This window comes from Paenibacillus sp. JNUCC32, assembly GCF_014863545.1.
Classification (GTDB): domain Bacteria; phylum Bacillota; class Bacilli; order Paenibacillales; family Paenibacillaceae; genus Paenibacillus_AQ; species Paenibacillus_AQ lautus_A.
On record NZ_CP062260.1, the window covers coordinates 2,056,039 to 2,080,739 of the forward strand.

Annotated in this window: 16 protein-coding genes; 15 read left to right on the forward strand and 1 reads right to left on the reverse strand. The window is 52.0% G+C overall.

All coding sequences use genetic code 11. The features are described 5' to 3' along the window. The first annotated feature begins 10 nt into the window (after nucleotides 1-10). From JNUCC32_RS09370 to JNUCC32_RS09400, 7 genes are all read left to right on the forward strand, one after another. Nucleotides 11-2,569: a DUF5696 domain-containing protein gene (locus JNUCC32_RS09370; protein ID WP_192571774.1), complete on the forward strand. Its 2,559-nt coding sequence runs from the start codon at nucleotides 11-13 to the stop codon at nucleotides 2,567-2,569. Beyond that, entirely contained in the window at nucleotides 2,566-3,483 is a 918-nt protein-coding gene (locus JNUCC32_RS09375) for a carbohydrate ABC transporter permease (RefSeq protein WP_192571775.1), read from the forward strand. The genes JNUCC32_RS09370 and JNUCC32_RS09375 overlap by 4 nt, the downstream gene beginning before the upstream one ends. Nucleotides 3,484-3,498: 15 nt before the next feature. Continuing rightward, nucleotides 3,499-4,443, forward strand: a complete 945-nt coding sequence (locus tag JNUCC32_RS09380) for a carbohydrate ABC transporter permease (RefSeq protein WP_028404889.1) — start codon at nucleotides 3,499-3,501, stop codon at nucleotides 4,441-4,443. Nucleotides 4,444-4,639: 196 nt separating this feature from the next. Continuing rightward, a complete protein-coding gene (locus tag JNUCC32_RS09385; RefSeq protein WP_430623464.1) occupies nucleotides 4,640-6,292 on the forward strand; it encodes an extracellular solute-binding protein in 1,653 nt (550 codons plus the stop codon). 87 nt (nucleotides 6,293-6,379) lie between these two features. Beyond that, nucleotides 6,380-8,140: a sensor histidine kinase gene (locus JNUCC32_RS09390; protein WP_192571777.1), complete on the forward strand. Its 1,761-nt coding sequence runs from the start codon at nucleotides 6,380-6,382 to the stop codon at nucleotides 8,138-8,140. Next, complete coding sequence (locus JNUCC32_RS09395) at nucleotides 8,133-9,755, forward strand: response regulator (protein ID WP_192571778.1); 1,623 nt, start codon at nucleotides 8,133-8,135, stop codon at nucleotides 9,753-9,755. Before JNUCC32_RS09390 ends, JNUCC32_RS09395 begins: the two co-directional genes overlap by 8 nt. Before the next feature lie 156 nt (nucleotides 9,756-9,911). Then, nucleotides 9,912-11,579, forward strand: coding sequence for a glycoside hydrolase family 43 protein (locus tag JNUCC32_RS09400; protein WP_192571779.1), 1,668 nt, complete (start codon nucleotides 9,912-9,914; stop codon nucleotides 11,577-11,579). Nucleotides 11,580-11,684: 105 nt separating this feature from the next. Here JNUCC32_RS09400 and JNUCC32_RS09405 read toward each other — a convergent pair whose 3' ends face one another. Continuing rightward, nucleotides 11,685-12,458 (reverse strand): helix-turn-helix domain-containing protein, encoded by a 774-nt coding sequence (locus JNUCC32_RS09405; RefSeq protein ID WP_192571780.1) that lies wholly within the window; start codon nucleotides 12,456-12,458, stop codon nucleotides 11,685-11,687. A gap of 320 nt (nucleotides 12,459-12,778) precedes the next feature. Here JNUCC32_RS09405 and JNUCC32_RS09410 point away from each other — a divergent pair, with 320 nt between their 5' ends. The 8 genes from JNUCC32_RS09410 (at nucleotide 12,779) to JNUCC32_RS09445 (ending at nucleotide 24,535) form a co-directional block, all read left to right on the forward strand. Further along, on the forward strand, nucleotides 12,779-14,077 hold the full coding sequence (locus JNUCC32_RS09410; protein WP_323373761.1) for an endo-1,4-beta-xylanase: 1,299 nt from the start codon (nucleotides 12,779-12,781) through the stop codon (nucleotides 14,075-14,077). A gap of 98 nt (nucleotides 14,078-14,175) precedes the next feature. Next, a complete protein-coding gene (locus JNUCC32_RS09415; RefSeq protein ID WP_430623465.1) occupies nucleotides 14,176-15,210 on the forward strand; it encodes an endo-1,4-beta-xylanase in 1,035 nt (344 codons plus the stop codon). Nucleotides 15,211-15,259: 49 nt separating this feature from the next. Further along, nucleotides 15,260-16,774, forward strand: coding sequence for a glycoside hydrolase family 43 protein (locus JNUCC32_RS09420; protein WP_192571782.1), 1,515 nt, complete (start codon nucleotides 15,260-15,262; stop codon nucleotides 16,772-16,774). Between the two features lie 25 nt (nucleotides 16,775-16,799). After that, nucleotides 16,800-18,542 (forward strand): SGNH/GDSL hydrolase family protein, encoded by a 1,743-nt coding sequence (locus tag JNUCC32_RS09425; protein ID WP_192571783.1) that lies wholly within the window; start codon nucleotides 16,800-16,802, stop codon nucleotides 18,540-18,542. Between the two features lie 83 nt (nucleotides 18,543-18,625). Next, nucleotides 18,626-19,399, forward strand: coding sequence for an alpha/beta hydrolase (locus tag JNUCC32_RS09430; protein ID WP_192571784.1), 774 nt, complete (start codon nucleotides 18,626-18,628; stop codon nucleotides 19,397-19,399). A gap of 104 nt (nucleotides 19,400-19,503) precedes the next feature. Further along, nucleotides 19,504-21,771, forward strand: a complete 2,268-nt coding sequence (locus JNUCC32_RS09435) for an ABC transporter ATP-binding protein (protein ID WP_228468912.1) — start codon at nucleotides 19,504-19,506, stop codon at nucleotides 21,769-21,771. Then, a complete protein-coding gene (locus JNUCC32_RS09440) occupies nucleotides 21,768-22,298 on the forward strand; it encodes a DUF1854 domain-containing protein (protein ID WP_192571786.1) in 531 nt (176 codons plus the stop codon). Before JNUCC32_RS09435 ends, JNUCC32_RS09440 begins: the two co-directional genes overlap by 4 nt. A gap of 23 nt (nucleotides 22,299-22,321) precedes the next feature. Next, a complete protein-coding gene (locus tag JNUCC32_RS09445) occupies nucleotides 22,322-24,535 on the forward strand; it encodes an ABC transporter ATP-binding protein (protein ID WP_192571787.1) in 2,214 nt (737 codons plus the stop codon). The last annotated feature ends 166 nt before the right edge of the window (nucleotides 24,536-24,701 follow it).

Consider the following 24,701-nt stretch of genomic DNA (forward strand, 5'->3'; position numbering starts at 1 on the left):
AGGAGGAAAAATGGGCAATTTCGCTAGATATATGCTGCTTGCTGCCAGTGTACTGACAGCGCTGATCATGGCCGGATGTACGGATAAAGGACCCGATGAGGCAGCTGGCGATCAAGTCAACAGGCTCACCGAAACGTTTAAACTCGATTCAACCCTTAAGGCGTCGTTCGCCAATCCGAAAGTCCAAGGCATGAAAGGCATCGCCGAGAACGATCAACTGCAGCTGCTAGCGGACGATCAGACGGGGACGATCGCCGTCGTGCATAAAGCGAGCGGGGAAGTTTGGCACAGCAATCCTCCCGGGCGCGAGTCGGATCCGCTGGCTGCAGGCGTGAACAAGAGTTTGTTGTCCTCTCAGCTGAAGCTTGATTTTTATAATAGTTTCGGACAAATAAACTCCGTCAATTCGCATGCCGATAGCGTGGCCTATAAACAAATCGGCATGGAGGAAATCGCAAATGGCGTTCGCGTAAACTACCGGTTCGGCTCGGACAAGAAAACAATCGACGACATGCCCATGAAGATCAGCAAGGCGCGCTTCGAGCAGAACCTGTTAAGCAAGCTGGACAGCACGGGCCAGCGAACGCTGAAAATCGCGTACACCGAGGATGCGGAACAGGAGATGTATGTCCGGTCCGACGGCGCGCTTAAAGGCCTTCAGCTGGAGCGGGCGCTTAAAGCCTTTGAGGATGCCGGGTATACCGAAGAAGATTTGCTGGTCGACATTGAGGAAAACCATTTGGATCAGACCAAGCCTGAACCGCGGGTATTTCATGCTTCGGTTGAATACACGCTGGACGGCGACAGTCTGCTCGCCAAGATCCCGGTTTCCAGCATCGATTACCCGGGTGAATATCCGGTGAACACCATATCGTTCCTGAGTTTCTTCGGTGCCGGGGGAACGGAAGAAAAAGGCTCGATCTTCATTCCGGACGGATCGGGGGCGCTGATCCATTTTAATAACGGCAAGACCCGGTATCCAGCCTACCAACAGAACGTGTACGGAACGGACCGAACCATGAGCCGCATCGAAACGGCAGAACTCAGCCAGGAAATCAGGCTGCCGGTGTTCGGAATCATCCGTCAAGCCGGGGCATTTATCGGCATCATCGAGGAAGGGGCTCCGGCCGCGACAATCAATGCTGACGTTAGCGGCAGACTGAACAGCTATAACTACGTTTACCCGACGTTCACGGTGATCAACAAAGGCGACTTAAGCCTGGATGCGAACGGCCAGCAGCGCTCGCTTCCGAAATTTCAGGAAGCTCCGATGCGAAGCGATTTTACGGTCCGATATGCCTTCGTGGGCAAGCAGTCGGCTTCCTATCAAGGACTTGCTGCCTATTACAGGAAATATTTGGAGCAGCATGGCGGTCTTCCCGCAATTGACGAGAGGAACGGGGACAATATGCCGTTCTATCTGGAGCTCGTAGGCAGCATTTATAAGAAGAAGCATTTTGCAGGAATTCCCTATCGGGCGCTGGAGCCGCTCACGACCTTTGAACAAGCGCAAAGTATTCTGACAGACATGAGCCAGCGTGGAATCCATGACATCAAATTGAAGTATAGCGGCTGGTTCAACAAGGGGCTGGCTCATGAGGTACCTGGCAGCGTCTCCGTTGACCAGCAGGTAGGGGGAGAGAAGGGACTTCGGCGTCTGTTATCCTATGCTAACGAGAATGGGGTAACGCTATATCCGGATGTCGCCTTCCTTACGGCATTGTCCGGTTCCGGGTTCAACGTAACGAAGGAGGCGGCCAGAACGCTGCGAGGCGTCCCCGCAGAGCTCTATTCATTCAATCCGGCATTGAATCGCCGGGATCGGACCGGTTGGCCGACCTATGTCATATCGCCGCGGTTAATAGGTAGTTACACGGAAGCTTTCTTAAAGGACTATGGCAAATACGGCGCAAATGCCGTTTCGCTGAGTGATCTGGCCGCCGAGCTCGATAGCGATTTTCGCAAGCACCGCCAAATTGACCGCACGGAGTCCGAGCAGCTGTCTCAGGATGCGCTGAACAAAATTGAAGATGCCAATCTTCAGGTCATGGCTGACGGAGGAAATGCTTATGCGCTGCCTTTCTTAACCGATATCACCCACGCGCCCATGGCAAGCAGCAGGTTTAAAATCGAGGACGCGGAAATCCCGTTCTATCAAATGGTCGTCCGCGGTTATATCGATTACACAGGCTCACCCTACAATCTGACTGCGTATACCGATCCCAAACCGTATATATTGAAGTGTTTGGAGTACGGTTCCGGCGTGTACTTCCAATGGATCTATGAACCGAATCACAACATAAAGGACACGGCGCATAACGACTTGTTCTCCGCCAATTACGAGATATGGATCGATGAAGCCGCCCGTATCTATGAGGAAGTGAATGCTTTTCTGAAAAAGGTTCGCCATGATCGGATCATCGGACATGACGAATTGGCTGACGGCGTATTCAAGACGATATATGAGAGCGGCGTTTATGTCATCGTGAATTATAATCATGTACCGGTGACGATTGACGATCTAACCATTGAAGCCGAAAGCTATGTGACAGGTGGTGAAGCGCCGTGAAATTCATAACCCAGCGATTGGGGGGAAAGCAAAGGAGCTATGGGAAACAGAAGGCTTTATGGGGCATTGCTTATGTTATGCCTTGGCTTCTCGGCTTTATATTTTTCTTCCTGATCCCTTTGCTGACTTCCCTGATCTACAGTTTTAGCACTGTAACCGCGAATTCCGAAGGAATCGGCATTACGCTAATGGGGATGAAAAACTATATGACCGCCTTTACGGTCAACACCAGCTTTAATCGAATGCTGACCGAAGCGATTGTTAATATGGTGGTGAACGTGCCCTTGATCGTTATTTTCAGCCTCTTTCTGGCTGTTGTCCTGAATCAGAAATTCCTTGGCCGTTCCTTTGCCAGATCGATATTCTTCCTGCCTGTCATTCTTGCTTCCGGGGTCATACTGACCCTGGAAAGCAGCAGCCTCGTTCAGGCGATCAATGATCAGAATGCCGGTTCCGGAGGGCTGATCAACGCTTTGGGAAGCTTTGAGCTCGAGCGATTAATGCTTCAAGCCGGCGTAAGCGAGACCATCGTAAACTATTTAACGGGAGCCGTGGATCGTATCTATGATATTGTAAGCCAATCCGGCGTACAGATTCTCATATTCCTGGCTGGCATCCAGACGATATCTCCCCAGCTGTATGAAGCGTCCAAGATGGAAGGGGCAACGGGTTACGAAGCCTTCTGGAAAATCACGTTTCCGATGGTCAGCCCGCTAATCCTGGTCAATATGATTTATACGATTATCGACTCGTTCTCCCGAAATGAGCTGACAGAGTTAATCCGGACCACGGGCTTCGTTCAGTTCGATTTCGGCCTTAGCTCAGCGATGGCCTGGATTTATTTCTTAGCCATTACTATCATCCTATTAATCAGCGCATATTTGGTATCCAGGAAGGTCTTTTACCATGAATAGAAGAAGGTGAATGCAATGCCGGTATCTCGGTGGCTATCGCTCGAACATTGGAAACGATGGCTCTGGTCTTTCATACGTTTAACATTGATCGCAGGCCTGTCCTTTGTCATTCTGTATCCGATTCTGCAAAAAATCTCGACGGCCGTCAAAGACAAGGCCGATCTTTATTCACCGGTCGTCGTATGGATTCCGGAAAATTTCACGATGAGCAATTTCCTTGATGCCATCCGCATTATGGATTACTGGGAAACGCTGTTTAACACGTTTGCGCTGTCGGCGACGACGACGGTCTTGACAGCCGCTTCTTGCGCGCTTGCGGGATACGGCTTTGCCCGTTTGAAGTTCAAGGGCAGCCAATTTATGTTCGCTTGCGTTATCCTGACGATACTGGTGCCCCCAACCACGATTCTCATTCCTATATACTTGAATCTGAAAGATTTTACGCTGATGGGCTTGATCCCGCTCATAACCGGGAAATCCGTCAATCTGTTAAACAGCTATTGGCCGTTCATTCTGACTTCGCTGACGGCCAATTCCCTCAAAGCCGGTTTGTACATTTTTATATTCCGACAATTTTTCCGCGGCATTCCGAAAGAAGTGGAGGAGGCCGCGTATATCGACGGCGCGGGCGTCGGAACCACCTTTACCCGCATCATGATGCCGAACGCGATTCCTGCCGTCATTACCACGACGTTGTTCTCCTTCGTCTGGCAATGGAACGACAGCTTCTACACGACGACGTATCTGACTTCAAGCAAGGTCATGTCCACCCAGCTTTCATCGCTGCCGTACAATCTGTCCATCATGCTGGGCGGCGATCCGTCGAAGGCAGACCCTTTTTATTTGAGTATGGTGCAGGATACCGGCATCTTGCTGGCCATCCTTCCGTTGATCGTCATTTATTTGTTCGTCCAGCGATACTTCGTGGAAAGTATCGAGCGTACCGGTATCGTAGGCTAACATTTCAAGATGAAAACCGCCACCCCGAATCTAGGGGATGGCGGTTTTTGCTTGCATGCAGCAACAAGTAAATAATGGGATAGTAAGTAAAAAAATGTTTATTGTGGGCCGGAGCCTTTAAAGTATAATAATACAATTAATCGATAGGAAAGGGTGTTATCTGTTGCTGATCATCGTAAAGAACTTCTCCAAGGTCATGCTAAGCGCTTTACTGTTTGGTTCAACACTGGCGTCTTGTCACCAAAGCAGCGGTATCGACCACAATCGGGGGCCGGAAACACGCGGGGAGGGCGTATACAACGATAAGTCATTAAGCGTTTATCATCCGCCGATCGAAGTCACGCTTGTGAGAGAAATCGGCGACGGCTTGGAAGATATTCTGAAGGCATTGCCTGATGAAACGCTGGAGGACAATCGCTGGAGTCAGTTGTACGAACAAGTTCTTGGCATTCAAATCAAATACAAATGGGCTGTGAGAAGCGAACAATACCACAAAAAGCTGGATATTATGCTGGCTTCAGGGGACATTCCGGATATCGTCAAGGTCAATGCCCAGCAGCTCAGGCAATTGAGTCATGCCGGTCTGATCCAGGATCTGACGCAGTCTTATGAGGAATATGCTTCCGCGTTGACTCGGCAAGTTCATCGTCAGGAAGGGAGCGGCACCCTGGAATCCGGCATAATCGGTGACAAGCTGATGGGCATACCAGAGACCGATTCCTCTATCGAAAAGGCGATGTTTCTGTGGATTCGAACGGATTGGCTGGACCGATTGGAACTCTTGCCTCCGCAAACGATGGATGATGTCCTGGCAATTTCGAAAGCGTTTACAGAACAGGATCCCGACGGAAATGGCCAACAGGACACCTATGGAATAGCGGCTACCCAATATTTGTGGGACCCCGTCATGGGCTTAACCGGATTCATGGCCGGTTATGGAGCCTACCCGAACATATGGCTTGAAGACGAGAGCGGCAAACTCGTATACGGAGGCATTCAGCCCGAAGTGAAACAGGCGCTCAAAGCGCTTCAGGATATGTATCGCAACCATGAAATCGAGAGTGAATTCATTTTTAAAAACGGAAGCAAAGCAAAACAGCTCATAGCCGATGGGAAGATCGGAATGGCCTATGGAGAGCAATGGGGAGCATTCTTGTTTCAATCCAGCCGAAGCGGCGATCCGGATGCAGAGTGGCAGGCTTTTCCCATTGTTACTGACTCCGGCAAGGCGCCAAAGGTTCCGCTTAAATTTACCACAAGTTCTTTTTACGCCGTAAGAAAGGATTTCGCTCACCCGGAAGCGATTCTGAAAATGTTCAATTTGCATCTTGAAAAAAATTGGGGCAAAACGGCCGAGTACGGGACTTACTACAACGATTCCTCGCCCGTGTGGGGTCTATCTCCCGTGACTCCTTTCCCTGCTGATAAAAACCTCGAAGCCTACCGGCAAATCGCCGAAGCGCGTCGACAAGGCTCGACGTCACAGTTACAAGGTGAGTCCGGATTCATACAAGACCGAATCGATCGATATATGGATAAGAAAGAAGACAGCGAATCCGGCTGGGGATGGGAAAAAATCTACGGGGCATCCGGTGCGATGAGCATCCTGGACCAATACGAGAAAAACGATCAGTTGTTATTCGATGCATTTGCCGGCGCTCCGACCGAAACCATGATCGAAAGAAGAAACATTCTGGACAATCTTCAGCATGATTACTTCGTTAATATCATCCTCGGCGAACCCGTCGACCAATTCGACCGGTTTGTCGAGGAATGGTATCGGCTTGGCGGCGCGGACATTACGGCCGAAGTGAATCAATGGCATGAGGACAAGAAAGGCCGTCCATAGAACCATGAGCCCCGCAAGCATGATTGGCTTCAAAGGCCATCAGGCGGCTAATCATCAAGCATATTCACACGCATCGGAGGAGTTTAATTGCTTAAGTTACCCGTGAATTCCATTCGTAATACCATCTTTATTCGATTGGTTGCTACCTATCTATTCGTTATTCTTCCGCTTATCATTCTCGGTGTTTATCTGTATAACTGGAGTTACCAATACGCTAGCCAGGAAATATCCAAAAATTCGCAAGCGCAACTTTCGGCTTACCTGGACGGGTTGAACCGGGAAATCGAATGGTTGGAAATTCAGCAATACGATATTTTGCAGGACGGGGAACTCAACAAAATGGCGCTGACATGGGAGATGATGAGCACGGTCGATAGAAAAGCAAGCCTCCATTATTTGCTGCCTCGACTGGTCTCCATCAAAAACAGCAGTGTCTACATAAAAGACGTATTCGTTCATATCCGCGGCATGGATAAAACGATTTCAGCCATGACCGGGATGAACCCATTCGACTCGAGACGGTATAACAATGTCCAAGTAGGAAAGGCGCGCGGCAATGCGAGACTCTTGCAGATCGACGATACGCTCCATCTTGTAGCGGCTAAATACGGAGCTAGAAAAGGGGAAGAGCCGTTCCTGATCGTTCAGATCGAACTGGATCCGAGCAAACTCAGGGAATCCCTGATGCAAATCAGCGTATATCCGGAAAGCGGGGCTTTTATCGTCTCCGAGCCGTCCGGATTTGCTCTGGCCAGCCATGAGGAGGCGGATCGTTTAATGGGAGGGGCCATGCAGGCCATCCCAAATGCGAATCGCCAAATGATAACGATCGGTACAGGCAGGTATCTGATCGATAAGGCGTATTCCGACAAGCTGAAATTATCCGTGTTCACCTACTTGCCTACCGAGGTGGTGAAGCGGCCGCTAAGTAAATTTTATGTCTGGGCCTGGCTGTTTGCAGGCACGACGCTCTTAGCCATCGCCATCTATGCCGTATCGACATACAAGCTGGTTCATAAACCGCTGCTCCTGCTTGTCCAAAGCTTCAGGAAAATGGAAGATGGCATGTTTAATATCCGGATCAGGCATGGACAAAGGGATGAGTTCGGCTATTTATACGATCGATTCAATCATATGCTTATCAAGCTGCAGCATTTGATTGATCAGGATTTCAGGCATAAGCTCATGATGCAAAGGGCGGAGCTGAAACAGCTCCAATCCCAGATCAATCCCCACTTTTTATATAATAGCTTCTTCATCTTGAGTTCCCTGGCCAAAACGGGGGATGTCGCGCAAATCGAGTTGTTCACGAACATGCTTGGAGAATATTTTCGATTCATTACCCGCAATGATGCGGACAACGTTCCATTGCTGGAAGAGACAAGGCATTCCCGCATTTATACCGAGATTCAAAAGCTCAGATTCTCAAGGCGGATCCGCGTTCAATTCGGGGAGCTGCCGAAGGAAATGGAGACCATCAAGGTGCCGCGATTGATCATTCAGCCTATTATCGAAAACGCCTATGAGCACAGTCTCGAAAAAATGCAGGATGAAGGTTTGCTGCATGTAGCGTTTCATTTGGATAATGACGAAGCCTCCATCGTGATTGAAGAAAATGGAAACGGGCTGACGGATAACGAAATCGAAGAGCTAAACAGGCGGCTTGAACGGACGTCCGAATCCGTTGAATCCCCTGAATCCCCTGAAGTGACGGGCCTTATCAACATCCATCGGCGAATTGCCTTAACGTACGGGGAAAGCAGCGGATTAGTTCTTTCAAGAAGTCCATTGAATGGATTGAGGGTCCAGATTCGAATCAGGCTGACGGAGGGGAATGGACATGTATAGATTGCTGGTCGTCGACGATGAAGAGATTATTACGAACAGTTTGTTCGAAGTATTTCATCAATGGATGCCCGAAAAGCTTGATGTTTGCCGGGCCTACTCCGGCAAGGAAGCGCTGAATTGGATGTCGCGCACGAGAATCGACATCGTTCTGACGGACATACGCATGCCGGGCATGAGCGGATTGGAATTGACGGAGAGCATCCGCGCTCTCTGGCCAAGGTGCAGAATTATCTTTCTGACCGGGTACAGTAATTTCGATTACGCTTATCAAGCGATCCAGATGCCCAATATTCGCTATTTGTTGAAGACGGAAGGTTTCGATAAGGTCATGGAGGTCGTGAAGGAAGTTATCCATGAAATCGAGAGCGGCAACCGCATGAAAGAATGGCTTAAGCAATCTCGCATGCAGATCGAAGCGCTGGAGTGGATGGAGCAGGGGGAGTACTTCCGGCAATTCGTAGCGGACAGCAGCTTGCTTGGAGCGGATAACGAAGCGATGATTGACGATTTCCAAACCTTGAACATTGGGCTGGATCCGAAACTCCCTGTACTGTTAGCGCTTGGCCGCGTAGCGTATTCAGCAGGCAAAGCATATGCAGAAAAGAAAAATGGCCATCGATCGGTAAGATGGATATGGAATTCTTTTATGGAGGAGCATGTCCGCAGCATCGGCGTCGTGGACAAACACGGGGATTTATTATGGCTGCTCCAGCCGCGGTCCGAGAACCCAACCGGGGATCGTCTGGTTCTTTATTTGGAGGGTACGCTTGAACTCATCCAGGAAGCCTGCCTTGATTCTCTTGAACTTACCGTATCGTTCACCATAAGCGGCTTCCCGTGCCGGTGGGAGGATGTGACACCACAGTATGAACGGCTGCGAAGGCTGCAGCAGCTAAAGCTGGGCGACGGAATTCCGATGATTCTCAAGGATCAAACCGACTCTGACAAATCGCCGCACTGCAAGGAAGGAGTGGAGGCGAGTCATAAGGCGGACATCTTGGAAGCACATTTGGAGGCCGGAAGGGAAAATGAATTTATGGAAGAATTGGAGCAGATGTCGGAATTCGTGCTGACCGTGGACGATCTTCATCAGCACGCTGCCCAAGCTTATTATTCTATTGCGCTGGTGTTGTATGCGAAGCTGACCCGGCTAGGTCTTCAGGATCCGACCGGTGAACGGGGAAAGCTGCTGGACTTGGAAGGCCATGATTCCATGAAGGAAGCTTTTCGGTATTTGAGGCGAACGGCCGAAGACATCTTCGCTTTCAAACGAATGGATGAGCGAGGCAAAACGGCGCATGTCATTGATCGGGTATGTCAATATATCGAGGAGCATTTGGATCAGGACGTGACCCTTGTGCATCTTGCCGAACGCTATTATTTCAATCCGTCCTATCTATCGCGCTTGTTTAAGCAAGAACGGGGAATCAACATCTCCGAATATATCGAAAAATGCCGAATACGAAGAGCCAAGGAGCTGCTTAAGGAAGGGGATTTGAAAGTAAGGGACGTGGCTCCTCTTGTCGGATACGATGCCGCCCATTCCTTCACCCGCTTCTTCAAAAAGGCGACGGGGTTAACGCCTCAGGAGTACCGGGACAATCTCGTGAATTAGGCCGGCCACCTACCATTAGTCCGGTGTTTTCAGATGGAATGTCGGGTTGTTACCTTGCTTAGCAAGAGGTACACTTTTTACGACCACTTCCGGAATGTCGACCCGTAATGGGAATGACAGGTCGCCAAGTAACGATGGAGGAGGGCGTGTTCAGGGATGAAGCCCGTAAAGCCTTTACTGGTCATATCTACCGTATTCGCGTTCGTTTGCATAATGTTTGTCTTTGCAAACCTTGCGAATCGTGGCCAAGACGATCCAAAACTGTTAAACCAGGAGTTGAGTGACCAGATGAGTGATGAAATCAAAGCAGGCAAGGCGGGAACTGAAATGATGGACCAGGGCAGCAGCAGCATGGATACGATTCGGGATGCGGACAGCACCCGCAGCGAGCCGTACGCGGTCGCGATCGGCAAGATTCCTCCGAATGGGAATCCGGTCGTCTCGCATAAATTCGGCGCGGATCCCTATGCGCTGGCAGTAGACGGACGTGTATATTTATATAACACGTATGACGCACTAGAGTATGACGGTGACGGGAACGTCAAGGACAACAGCTACAGCACGATCAACAAGCTGTCCGTCATCTCTTCTTCGGATTTGGTCAATTGGACCGATCACGGCGCAATCCAGGTTGCAGGACCGACCGGCGCTGCCGCATGGGCAACGCAATCATGGGCACCAGCGGCCGCGCACAAGGTGATTCACGGGGAAGATCGATTCTTCCTCTATTTTGCCAACAATGCCAGCGGCATCGGTGTACTGACGAGCGACAGCCCCGTTGGCCCGTGGATAGATCCTATAGGAAAGCCGCTGATCACAAGAAACACGCCTGGCGTGGAAGGAGTCACGTGGTTGTTTGATCCCGCCGTACTCGTTGACGATGACGGGAAAGCCTATATCTACTTTGGCGGCGGCGTTCCGGAAGACAAAGCCGAAATGCCGGATACGGCACGCGTCATGCAGCTTGGCGACGATATGGTCAGCGTGCTTGGAGAAGCCGTCACGATTCCGGCTCCTTATATGTTCGAGGATTCAGGAATCAACAAGTTTGGTGGAAGGTATTACTATACGTACTGTTCCAATTTCTCCGGAGGAACGCGGCCGGAGAACAGTCCTCCTCCAGGCGAGATCGCTTATATGGTCAGCGAGCATCCGATGGGACCCTGGACGTATCAAGGGACTATTTTGAAAAATCCAGGGCATTTCTTCGGGGTCGGAGGGAATAATCATCACGTCATCTTTCAGCTCCGACAAAACTGGTATATTGCCTATCACGCCCAAACGTTGTCGAAATCCATGGGGGTTCCCAAAGGCTATCGCTCAACCCATCTGAACCGGGTTTATTTCGAGCCGGAGGGTACCATCAGGGAGATTGAAGCTGACATGGAAGGCGTGAAAGGGATCCAGCCGCTCAATCCTTTCCAACGAACGGAGGCGGCAACGATGGCATGGAATGCCGGAATTCAAGTCGATACGTCTACGGCTGCTGAGGACTCGCAGGGCGGCCCGATACTGACGGTCACGGACATCCATGACAAGGATTGGATCGCTGTGGCCAATGCTGATTTCGGGAAAGGAGCATCTGCGTTTACGGCTTGGGTCTCGGGTATATATGCGGGAGGGCGGCTGGAGCTTCGGCTGGATCGTCCGGATGGAGAACGGATCGGTACGGTGGACGTACCGCCTTCATCCAGTACGGAACAGCGTAGGGAATTCTCCATAGAGGTTTCGGGCGCATCCGGCATCCATCATCTTTACTTCGTATTTACCGGGCAGCGGGATCAGAGGCTATTTGATTTCGAAGCATGGAAATTTCATCATTGATTGCTGATATTGCCTGTTCGTTAATAACATGATTGCAATCTAAAAAGGCGCTCTCGAAAAAAGCAGCGCCTTTTTTAGGTTTCGAGGTTATAATGTACGTACAAGTTAATGCTGGCCAGAGGCGATCTGAACTGTCTGCGATCCATGCATTTTTCTAAACATGTTAGCGCTTACGCCGGCATAGGACTTGAATTTTTTATAGAACCAGTCCATATCGTTATAACCCACCATGTCAGCGATTTCGTATATCTTCATGTCGGTGTGTACCAGCAAGAATTTCGCTTTCTCCATCCTCTGCTGCAACAGATATTCGTTAAAGGTCATCTTCTCGTGGAACTTGAATTTTTGGACTAAATAGGAGTAGTTGAAATGCATCCGCTCGGCAATTTCTTTCAAGGTGACGTTTTGATACTTCGAATCTTCCAAGTATTCCTTGACCTCTTGAATGACCTGATCCTCCTTTTCCGCATGGACATGGGACACTCTAAGACACGGATTCCCGTCACCGGAATCGGTTGCCGGCGTGATCATCTGCAAGCTGGAGCTGAGCTCTTCGATCGTGAACGGTGCTGGCAAATAATCGTTGACTTGCAGCTGCAAGGCTTTCCGGGTCCAATAAAAGTCCGTGCTGCCTCCGGCAACAATGATAGGGACCCGGCTTACGCACCGGATTTGTTCGCATAACTCCATGCCTGCGGAATCTGAACCGAACGCATGGATAATTACTACCGTGTAAGGCTCCAAGGCAACGAATTGCATAGCGGACGAGGAGGACCTGACGCAGCGGCACCGCGAGCATCTCAAATCATTCCAATCCGGCAGGCTTCCCGGTGTTTCTACATCATGAGTTTCCAGATCAACAAGCAGAATATCATGCACAATGCTTCCCCCTAACTTCTTTGTAATAACGCTTACATACGGTTTGATAACATTATGGGGAACGGAAGGCTGGATCACAATGTGCCGATCTTTATATTTCTAACCGATATTTACTTCTTACTGAATATAACCGGTATGTGAACGCGTAAGAAATTTTGACAACCTGAGATTGGACGGGTGAAGGACCCCAATTTGGCAGGTTGTTGCAAAAACAATGTAAGCGCTAATATGGAGTTATGACCATTCGGGCGGGGTTCCGGGTTCCGTACCGGATTTCTGTTTTTTGCTCGAAGCGGAAAGGAGGCAGTGTTTTGCTTCGTATGTCTAAACTCGGCAGATGGGCGGTAACGTCAGTGGCAACTGCGGTGGCAGCGTCCGTTGTTCTCCTCTTAATCGTGTCCTATATGGACAGCCGCAACAAGCAGGCCGCGGAAAGTCAGGCACAAGGAACACTGGAGGAAGGAGCCGCGGAGCTAAGGGGGAACTCCGAAGCGTCGAACGGGAATTCGAGTGCCGAATCCCCAGCTAGGGCAAACAAACCCGCGTCTACTGAACCGCAGGCACAACCGTCTGTACGGCAAGATATTCCATCGCTTCATGAACTATTCGAGGAGGATTTTCCGATCGGCGCCGCGATCGAACCGAATCAGACCAACGGCCCATCGTCGGAGCTGCTGAAGAAGCATGTCCGCTGGCTGGTGGCGGAGAACGCAATGAAGCCGGATGCGATCCAGCCATCGGAAGGCCAGTTTAAATGGACGAACGCCGACCGAATCGTGGAATTTGCCAAGGAGAACAACATGCAAGTCCGTTTCCATACCCTGGTCTGGCATACCCAAGTTGGTGCATGGTTTTTCCAAGATGCGGAAGGCAAGCCGATGGTGGATGAGACAGACCCCAAGCGCCAGGAAGCGAACAAAAAATTGCTGCTGGAACGCCTGGATACCCACGTAAGGACGATCGTCGGCCGATATAAGGGCGAGATTACGTCATGGGACGTGGTGAATGAAGTCATTGAACCCGGGGATCCGGACGGGATGCGCGCGAGCGATTGGTATAAAATTGCCGGTACCGATTACATCGCAACGGCTTTTCGAGCGGCTCGGGAAGCCGGAGGACCTGAAGCGAAGCTCTATATTAACGATTACGGAACGGATAACCCTGTGAAAAGGGACCGTTTGTTTCAGCTGGTGAAAGATTTGCTGGAGCAAGGTGTTCCGATCGACGGTGTCGGACATCAGACGCATATTGACATGTATGGTCCATCGGTGGATTCCATCATCGCGTCGATGCGAAAATTCGCGGAGCTTGGCCTCGACAATCTCGTCACCGAGCTCGACATGAGCATTTATGCCTGGAACGACCGCAGCGATTACGGCCAAGATCTCCCGCAAGAAATCCTAAACCTGCAAGCCGAACGATATGGCGAGTTGTTTAAGGTATTCCGCCAAAACAAGCACATTCTTAGCGGCGTCGTATTTTGGGGCATCGCCGACGATCATACCTGGCTTCATGGTTTTCCGGTCGCACGTACCAATGCGCCTTTGCTGTTCGATCAACGACATCAGCCCAAACCGGCATTTTGGGCCGTTGTTGAGGCGGCGAAGACCGAGTTATAAACAGACGTTACCGCAGAGTCGAGCAAGAATTATGGATAAACAATTTTATAGCTCGATGCCGATTACCGAAAAAAACGTGATAAGGAGAAAGCTGAATGATGAGAATGAATGTGGAGAAACTGCCCAAGCTTCATGAAGCCTTTGGAAATAGCTTCAACATCGGAGCTGCCGTGAATCCGATCACGATGGTGACCCAAAAGGAATTGTTGACGCACCATTTCAACAGCGTTACGGCGGAAAATGAAATGAAATTCGAGCGATTGCACCCATCGGAAGAGGTATATACATTCGAGCAAGCCGACCAGATTATATCGTTTGCCAAATCGAACGGAATGGCGGTGCGAGGACATACCCTCGTATGGCATAATCAGACGCCGGAATGGGTGTTTCAAAACAGCTCCGGCGGAAAAGCCGGCCGCGAGCTGCTGCTTGCGCGGATGAAAGCGCACATCGATGAGGTGGTTGGCCGTTATCGCGGAGATATCCATGCTTGGGATGTCGTGAACGAAGCCATTACCGACAGCGGAAGCGAACTTCTTAGTTCTTCCCCGTGGCTTGCGTCAATCGGGGAGGATTTTATCGCCAAGGCATTCGAATACGCGCATGAAGCGGATCCGCAAGCGCTGCTGTTTTATAACGATTACAACGAATCCGTACCGGAGAAGAGGGAGAAGATTTACGCGCTCCTTAAATCGTTAAAGGAGCAGGATGTGCCGATTCACGGCGTCGGGCTTCAAGCTCATTGGAATCTGGAGTTCCCTTCGCTTGACGATATCCGCAGGGCCATCGAAAGATATGCAAGCCTTGACATGATGCTCCATATAACGGAGCTTGACGTATCCGTTTTCACGCATGAGGATAAGCGGACCGATCAGGCGGCGCCGACGGAAGAAATGCTTGAGCGCCAGGCGGAGCGTTACGGACAATTGTTCCGGCTGCTTAAAGAGTACAGCGGCAGCATAACTTCCGTAACCTTCTGGGGCGCGGCGGACGATTATACCTGGCTGGATCATTTTCCGGTAAGGGGCCGCAAAAATTGGCCGTTTGTCTTCGATGAGAATCATCATCCGAAGGAATCTTACTGGAACCTGTTGAAGGAAGCCAGGGCAGATCAGACATTTCAGGATGTTTGATCGCGCACCGTTCCCAGCAGTCTCCAATAGTTGAAGGGAGAAACCATCTATGAACAAGACATTGATCACAAATCCGATCATATGGGCGGACGTGCCGGATGTGGATGTCATCCGCGCAGAGGATGCTTATTATATGGTCAGCACCAGCATGCATTCGATGCCGGGTTGTCCGATCATGAGATCCGAGGATTTGATGCATTGGGAAATTGTCGGTTACGTATATGATACGTTCGAAGACAATGAGGCCCATCGTTTGGAAGACGGCCAAAATATATACGGGCAAGGATCCTGGGCGGCCAGCCTACGCTATCATCAGGGCAAATTCTATGTTTGTTTCTCCAGCAACGATACCAGGAAATTTTACTTGTACTGCACGGACAATATCGTTCAGGGGCCGTGGCAGCGTTCGGTCATCGACGGACTTCGGCATGATCCGGGCCTGCTCTTCGATGATGACCGCGTCTTCGTAATCTACGGCAACGGGGATATTTACATCACCGAGTTGACCGCGGATACCACGGCTCTTAAATCGGACGGAATCCACCAGCTGCTGTTCAAAACGGAAGCGGAGGGTATCGGACTTCGCTGCGAAGGCTGCCATGCCTATCGAATCAACGGTTATTATTATTTGCTGTTCATTGAATGGCCGAAAGCAGGCTTCGGCAACGGCCGGCGCAGACAAATCTGTTACCGGTCACGGGAATTGCTCGGCCCCTATGAACGAAGAATCGTATTGGATGACGATCTCGGATACCGTAACAAGGGAATTGCCCAGGGAGGAATATTCGACACGCCGGATGGCAAGTGGTACGCGATGCTGTTCCAGGATCATGATGCCGTCGGCAGAATCCCGTGCTTGGTGCCGGTGGCCTGGGAGGAGGATTGGCCGGTGTTCGGCATGGAAGGCAAGGTGCCGGAACGGTTTGATGTCGACTTGCCGCAAGGCGCGGCGAAGCCGCTCGTGATCAGCGACGAATTCGAATACGAATCGGATAAACTGGCGCTGAATTGGCAGTGGAACCACAACCCGGATCATCGGCTGTGGTCGGTGACCGAACGCCCCGGTTTCCTAAGACTGACGACGGGCAGCTTGGCTGCAGGCGTGCTTCAGGCGCGCAATACGTTAACGCAGCGTACGGAAGGGCCTGCTTGCATGGGATTGGCCTTGCTGGATACGGATCGTATGAAGCCGGGCGATCGAGCTGGGCTTGTTGCCCTGCAAAGCCATTTCGGCACCGTAGGCGTTAAGGTGGCAGAAAACGGCGACAAGTTCATCGGGATGAGCGTGAACGATGGGGATGGCCTAGAGAAGGAGCTGGAAACCGTACGTTTTCACGGCAGGGATGTGCATTTGAAAATCCATTTTGATTTTGAAAACAGCAAAGATGTGGCTTCCTTTCATTATTCTGTCGACGGGTCGGAGTGGATGCCGATCGGCGGAGAGCTGAACATGCGGTATACGTTAGATCACTTTATGGGTTATCGGATCGGGTTATTTTATTATGCCACCACGCAAATCGGCGGCCATGCCGACTTCGATTATTTCCGCTACGAAAAAGCCTAACGGTAGGGCAGGAGGATGACGAGCCATGGCAGACCATGGGACGACAGCGGCAAATGAAACGGATGGCCCGGCCGCACCGCAGAATCCGGTAGTCGGACGCCGCGGACTTTACATCCTATATGAGACGATGATCGAAGCGACGATTCGTCCCAATGGGAAATATACGCAAGAGATTTACCTGGACGGGAGCCAACTCGTCGATAAAGCCCGATTTACGGGAGGTGTGACGGATGAAACCATTCTTGAGCTGCTAAAGAGCAGCAGCGGTCTCCGCCGGCTGGTGGACTGTATCGGGATCTCCGTTCATGCTCATGAACGAGACGCATCGAGCGCCCTATTCACATTTTGGAACTGGGGAAAAGCGAATCCATACGAAACGGGATCCCGGCAGACTATAACCTGTCCAGCCAACGGAACGGAAACGCTCTTGGTTCTGGATGACGACGAGGGTCGATATTCGGATGACCATGTTCCGGGCAAATTCGTCTTTGAGTTTGAGCGAGGGGGCGCGTTGGCAACGGCAAGCATCGTATTCTATCTTCGTGACGGTTACCAAGTTCCCGAGGTTGCAGCCGACCCGCCGGTCGATGTGGAATCACAAGCATATCAAGACATGATAAAGAAATCGCTCATAAGTCCGGGCCATAACAAACGACTAAAAGCGGCGATCGAAAAAGCGAAGCGAGGCGAGCCCGTAACCATCGCCTACATCGGTGGTTCCATCACCCAAGGGGCCGGTGCTGTCCCGCTCCATTCCCAATGCTACGCATACCAATCCTATGACCTGTTCAAGCGAAGGTTTGCACCAGCCGCCGACAGCCCGATGCGTCTGATCAAAGCCGGCGTAGGCGGCACGCCGTCGGAGCTGGGCATCGTCCGCTATGATCGGGATGTGCTTCGAGAAGGGGAGGTACAGCCGGATATCGTGATCGTCGAGTTTGCCGTCAACGACGCCGGCGACGAAACGAAAGGAAACTGTTACGAGAGCCTGGTCCTCAAGGCTCTTCGTGCCGATCACAAGCCGGCGGTGATTTTGCTGTTCAGCGTATTCGTGAACGACTGGAATCTTCAAGACCGGCTAGCTCCCGTAGGCTGGCATTACAACCTTCCGATGGTCAGCGTGAAGGATGCGGTCACGGAACAGTTTCGATACAGCAAGGAGCAAGGCAACGTGATTACGAAAAGGCAGTTTTTCTACGACATATATCATCCGACCAATGCAGGACATCGGGTGATGGCCGATTGTTTGGGCTGGTTATTCGAGGTAACCGATCGTTCCTCCATCGACGAGGAGGACCTGACGGATGTACAGTCTCCGCTGATCGGAAATGACTTCGCTTTAACGAAGCTGCTCGATCGCAGGAATGGCGACCGTTTCGCCCGCATTGATCCTGGCGGTTTTTCGGACACCGACACGGATCTGCAGACGGCGGAAATGGACGATCATGCATACGGGACGCCGCAATTCCCGCACAACTGGATGCATACGGCCGATTCCGGCAAGCACAGCTTTAAAATGACCATCCGGAGCAAGAGTCTTATCCTTGTGTATAAAGATTCCGGAAGCCGGGCATTCGGGACCGCGAACATATGGGTAGACAGGAAGCTGAAGAAGACCGCCGATCCGCATGAAGTCAATTGGACGCACTGCAGCGCCGTGATTTTATACAATGAGTCCAAGTCAGAAGAACATGTGGTAGAGATCCAAATGGCGGAAGGGCACGAGGATAAGCGATTCACGATTTTGGGCTTCGGTTACGTCCCGTAGGATTGCGATAGCTTAAAGTTCCAAGGGTAGGCTTGATTGGGCATTAACCGGCGCTAAATCAATAAGATGAAGGGGAGAGGAACATGAAGGAGAAGGCCCCGGCCGGATTCGACCGGCAACGGGAACATATCGCCAGGGGAATAATCGAAACGGTGGGATATGCATCCGAAACGGTGGGCAATGATCGAAAGGCTATGATCTACACGCCTCCGGGGTATGGCGATGATAAAACGTACAACGTGCTTTATTTATTGCATGGGATCGGTGGTGATGAGTCGGAATGGCACCGCCATGCGGATCCGCAGACGATTCTGGATAATCTATGCGCGGATGGGAAGCTCGCGCCGATGATCGTCGTTTTTCCCAATGGCCGTGCGATGCCGAACGATCGGGCTGAAGGGGACCTGTTTGATCCGGACAAAGTGAAAGCATTCGAGACGTTCGAATTCGATTTGCTAAACGACCTGATTCCCTTTGTCGAGTCGCGTTATTCGGTATCGACAGGTCGGGAAAACCGTGCGATTGCGGGGTTGTCCATGGGCGGGGGGCAATCCTTGAATATCGGCTTGAAGCACCTCGACCGTTTCGCATGGATCGGCGCTTTTTCCCCGGCTCCCAATACGAAATCTCCTGAACAGCTCGTCCCGCATCCGGAAGAAGCGTCGGCCAGGCTCAAATTGCTGTGGCTTTCATGCGGCGACGAAGACAGTCTTAAGCCGATTAGCGACCGGACGCATGCGTATTTGGCGGAGCACCAGGTTCCACATATTTGGTTTGAGGAACCTGGCGGACATGATTGGTCCGTATGGAAGAGCGATTTGTATCATTTTTCTCAGCACCTTTTTAAAGATAGCTAATGTGCAAGGAAGCCTTGTCCGTTTATGGCCGGGCTTTTTACTTTCAGCCAAAATGACCGAAAGGCGAAAAGATCATGACGTTACTGCCGAAGGAAATCATGTCCATGTTGGACAGAAAAGGTACAAAATCCGCTGATCTGGTGCACTGGATGGAGTGTGACCGGTTGCCGGACGGCGGCTATACGGACGGATATCTCGTCTTGTCCCGGGAATATCTTCACATCTTTCGTGGCAGCGTCACTTCGAAGGAGAAGACGTTTTCGAGTGATGCAGCCCGCCGGAGCAAGGACGCTGGCAAGCCGGGGAGAGACCGTTCCGTCGATTGGGCATGGGAACGCATTCCCGTCGAACGATTGGAATCCCTGGTCATCGTTAATCTGGTCGCTTCCGGCATGGTCGTGGCCAAGGAGCGGGAAGAGCGAGTGATCGGCGCATTCACGAGCGGTCAAATGAAACAGGCCGTCCGATTTGCGGGAGCCTTCGACAAAATGAAGAAAAACGAGCGGTTTGAGGCCTTCGAACAAAACGAGGAATCGGAAGGGGCTTCCTGTCCGACATGCGGATTGATGTACCCTGAAGAAGGCAGGCCATTCTGCCCGAAATGCATGAAGAGGCATGCCGTCTTCGCACGTTTGCTGTCGTTTGCGGGCAAGTATAAGCTGTCCCTCTTCTTTATCGTGTTGTTTATGCTGCTCAACTCGGCGACCGGTCTCGTCATTCCTTATTTTCAAGGCAAGGTGCTCTTTGATCAGGCGCTTGCCGGAAGTGGCGCTTTCGCGGGGAAGATCGGTCTTGTCATTGTGATCATTCTCGCATTCCGAACGCTATCGCTGTTATTCGGGGTCTTGTTCGGCACCATTATCGCAAAACTGGCGGCAAAGGTCGCATTCGATTTGAAATCGGCCGTATTTACCGCGTTGCAGCGGTTGTCGCTCGATTTTTTCATGCGTAGGCAGACCGGTCATCTCATGACCCGAGTGAATAACGACGCACAGGAACTGCAATATTTCTTCGTAGACGGGCTTTCTTATTTCATCGTAAATGCGTTGAACATCATCGGCATCACCGCCGTGCTTCTTTGGATGGATTGGCGGCTTACGCTGATTTGCCTGCTGCCGATGCCGCTGGTCCTTTGGCTTGTCCGGAGCGCGTTTCCGAAGCTGTGGCGCTTGTCCTGGCGAAGGCACCGCAGGGTGAGCGCCCTGAATTCAATCATCAGCGATTCGGTTCGCGGCTCGCGGGTCGTCAAGGCATTCGGTAAAGAAAAGGTGGAGATCCGCCGCTTTCAGCGGGCGAACGATGCATTCTCCGGGGCCGAACAGCGTTTCAACAAATTGAGCGGAACCGTGTTCCCGGTGCTCAATTTTCTGACGCAGACGGGCGGGATCTTGATCTGGGCGTTCGGCGGTTGGTACGTGATGCAAGGCCGGATGTCGTTCGGCGCCGTGCTGACGTTCGTCAACTATATGATGATGCTGTACGGGCCGATTCAGTTCATGAACAATATCGTCGGCTGGTGGTCCAATTGCATGGCGGCGGCGCAGCGTATCTTCGAGATCCAGGATGCCGTGCCGGATGTAGCCGAGCGTCCTGGCGCCGTTCATTTGCCGGCGATGAAAGGCGATATCGTGGTCGATAACGTTTCGTTCGGCTACGAGCCGAACAAACCGATTTTGAAGCAGGTGTCCTTGTGCGCGAGACCGGGGCAGATGATCGGCGTCGTCGGCCATTCGGGTGCGGGGAAATCGACGCTTGTCAATCTGGTGTCGCGATTGTACGACGTAACCGAGGGGGAAATCCGGATCGACGGCGTCAATGTCAAGGATCTTTCGACAGCTTCACTACGGCGTCATATCGGGATCGTATCCCAGGATGTCTATGTGTTCTCGGGCAGCATCGCCGAAAATATCGCGTACGCCGATCCCGATTGCCAGACGGAGGACATTCTGCATGCGGCCAAAATCGCGAATGCGCACGATTTCATCGAAAAGCTGCCGGACGGCTATGATACCCAGGTCGGATCGGGCGGTTACAGCTTGTCCGGCGGGGAGAAGCAGAGGCTGTCGATCGCCAGGGCTGTGCTGCACAACCCAAAGGTGCTCATTCTAGACGAGGCGACCGCCTCGCTCGATACGGAGACGGAGCTGCAAATTCAGCAGGCGCTCGATTCGCTTGTCAAAGGACGGACGACGATCGCGATCGCCCACCGGCTGTCCACGTTAAGGCAAGCCGATTTCTTGGTTGTGATGGATAAAGGCGTCATCGTCGAAGAGGGCACGCACGACGAGCTGATGGCGATGGAGGGCGTCTATAGGGAACTGGTCCGCAAACATGTCGAAGCGCTCAGAATGAAGGGGGAGATCATCGCATGACGACGATGGACGAACATCGGGGGACAGAGCTGGCGGATGCGGCAGGCATCCGATATTTGACCCCGGGCAATACGGATTTTACGGAGACGAACGGACGTATGCTATCGGTCTGTACCGGGGGCGAAGTGCATTCGCCGGTTTACGTGCATTGTTCCTTTCCGCATACGAACCAGCGCTCATTCTTGTCGATTCGTACGGCGGATAACAAGGAGATCGGCATGATCCGCCATCTTGACGATTTTCCCCAAGGCACGGCCTCCCTGATTGAAAGGCAGATGATAATCCGTTATTTCACGCCGGCAATAACGAAGGTTATTGCCGTAACCGAGGAGTTCGGCTATTCCTATTGGGAAGTTGCAACGACTGCCGGACTGTGCAGGTTTACGGTGCGAAACGGCAGCGGCAACGTCAAGTTCGCGGCGGAGAACCGCCTGCTGATTATCGACGTCGACGGAAACCGATTCGTCATCCCTCAGGTGGACCGTCTGAGCGAAAAGGAATACCGAATGGTCGAAATGAGATTGTAAACGGCGGTAACGGAGGACAATCGATGAATTTGAATTTCACGCTTTCAGAGCAGGATCTAGCGGCGGTGCGGCAAGTCGTCGGAGCGGAGATCGCTTATTGCGTCCCGGCCGACCTGTCGCTGGAAGGGCGGCGGGTGGAAGGCTATCTTGCGATCGGCGGTGGCAGGTGGGCCTATGTGCAAGACGGCCAGGTGCGAGACGAGGGAAACATCGCGGACGCCAGCGATTATAAGCTGGTGCCGTTCGTTGGCAATGCAGTGCTCGAAGCCACGGAGAACGAGACGAAGCGAATCGTCGTCCGGGTGACGATGCAGCATGCGGCCAGGTACGGCTATATCGCCCAAATCTTGAATGACATGGCTGCCAATCGCCCCATCCGTATTTATCATGATGAAGCGGATCCGGTTTGTGCAGCTTGCGGACGATCGCTTGTCCCGGGTACGCGGGTGTGTCCCCGATGCATGAGCAGAACAGCCGCTTTCAAACGACTGCTTCTCGTGTCGAGAAGGCACTGGCGAGGCTTAATGCTTGGGCTTGGCGTTCTGATCGTCGCTTCGGGACTGGCGATGGCTGGACCCTATTTCCAGAAGCTACTCGTCAACGCTGCGCTGCTGCCCCCCGCCGGGCAAGAAGCGAACGTTAGGGTGTTCTTCCTTGCCCTCGCCGGGATGCTGTTCGCCCTGGCCTTCGGCGAGCTGCTCGGCATCGCCAAAAACCGGATCATGGCCAGCGTCAGTACGGGCATTGCGGCCGATTTGCGCAAAACGGTATTCGATCGGATTCAGAACATGTCGCTCGGATTTTTGACGTCCCAGCGGGCAGGAGACCTGATGAACAGGGTGACGGCCGATACGGACCGCATCCGTCATTTGATTCAGGAGATGTGCACAACGGCCATCTACCAACTGATCATCCTGGTCGCGTCAGCGGCGCTGCTCTTTACCGCCGATTGGCGGCTAGCGCTGGTCGTGCTCCTTCCCGCTCCGTTCGTTGCTTATCTGCACTACTATATTTGGAGACGCGTGCTGCACAAGCTGTTTCACAAGCAGTGGCGAATCTCCGATAAGGCGAACTCATTCCTTCACGACGTTTTAAGCGGCATCCGGGTCGTGAAGGCGTTCGGCCAGGAAGAGCGGGAAATCCGCAGATTCCGGAAATACAACGGCGAATTTGCCGCAGCCGCGATCAAGAGCGAGAAATTGTACAGCGTTTTATCGCCGATCTCGAATTATTTGATTCAGATCGGCCAATATCTCGTCCTCATGATCGGCTGCTACATGATTATCGGCCGGGAAATGAACGTTGGCGAACTGATTCAGTTCAGCGCTTACGCCGCAATGATATTCGGGCCGATCTCCTGGTTGATGTTCATGCCGCGCTGGATCGCGAATGCCGTCATATCTATGCATCGTGTATTCTCGGTGATCGACGAGCAGCCGGAAGTCATCGATGCAAAGAACGCGGTGGGCCACCGGATTCGGGGCTCGATCGAGTTCCGCGACGTTTTTTTCGGTTACCGATCGTATGAGCCTGTTCTGAAGGAAATCAACCTCACCGTGAAGCCGGGGGAGATGATCGGACTCGTCGGCCATTCCGGATCGGGCAAATCAACGACGATCAATCTGATTTCCCGTTTTTATGATGTGAACGAAGGGGAGATTCGGATCGACGATATCGATATCCGGATGATCCGGCAGGAAGATTTGCGCTCGCAGATCGGAGTCGTGCTGCAGGAGACGTTCCTGTTCAGCGGGACGATTGCGGAGAACATTCAGTATTCGAAGCCGGGCGCGAAACCGGAAGAAGTAATCGAGGCGGCCAAAATCGCGAACGCGCATGATTTTATCATCAATTTGCCCGACGGTTACGATACGAGGCTCGAAGAGAACGGGAACAACTTGTCTGGTGGCGAGCGTCAACGCATAGCAATCGCACGGGCCGTGCTGAACGATCCCCGAATCCTCATTCTGGACGAGGCAACGGCTTCGCTTGACATCGAGACGGAAGCCGCCATCCAGGAAGCGCTGAAACGGGTGACGAAGAATCGCACGACGATCGCTATCGCGCATCGTCTATCCACGCTGCGAAATGCCGACCGACTTATCGTCCTTGATAAGGGGCGGATCGCCGAAATCGGCACGCATCGAGAATTGATGAAAAAGCAGGGGATCTACTACAATCTGATCTCCGCCCAGCGCGGCATGTCCCGCAAGAGCGACCCTTCCGTGGTGGTATGACGCCGCCAGAAGCTTACTGTGAAATAGACGATATGGAAAACACAAAGATGGATCTTCATGAACGTTGGAGAAATTGAGCCAAGTTTCCTATTCTGAGCTGCTGCCCGACATAGTAAAGATTACACTGAACTGTTCATCCGGGTGACCCTTAGTCTGCAAGATAGCT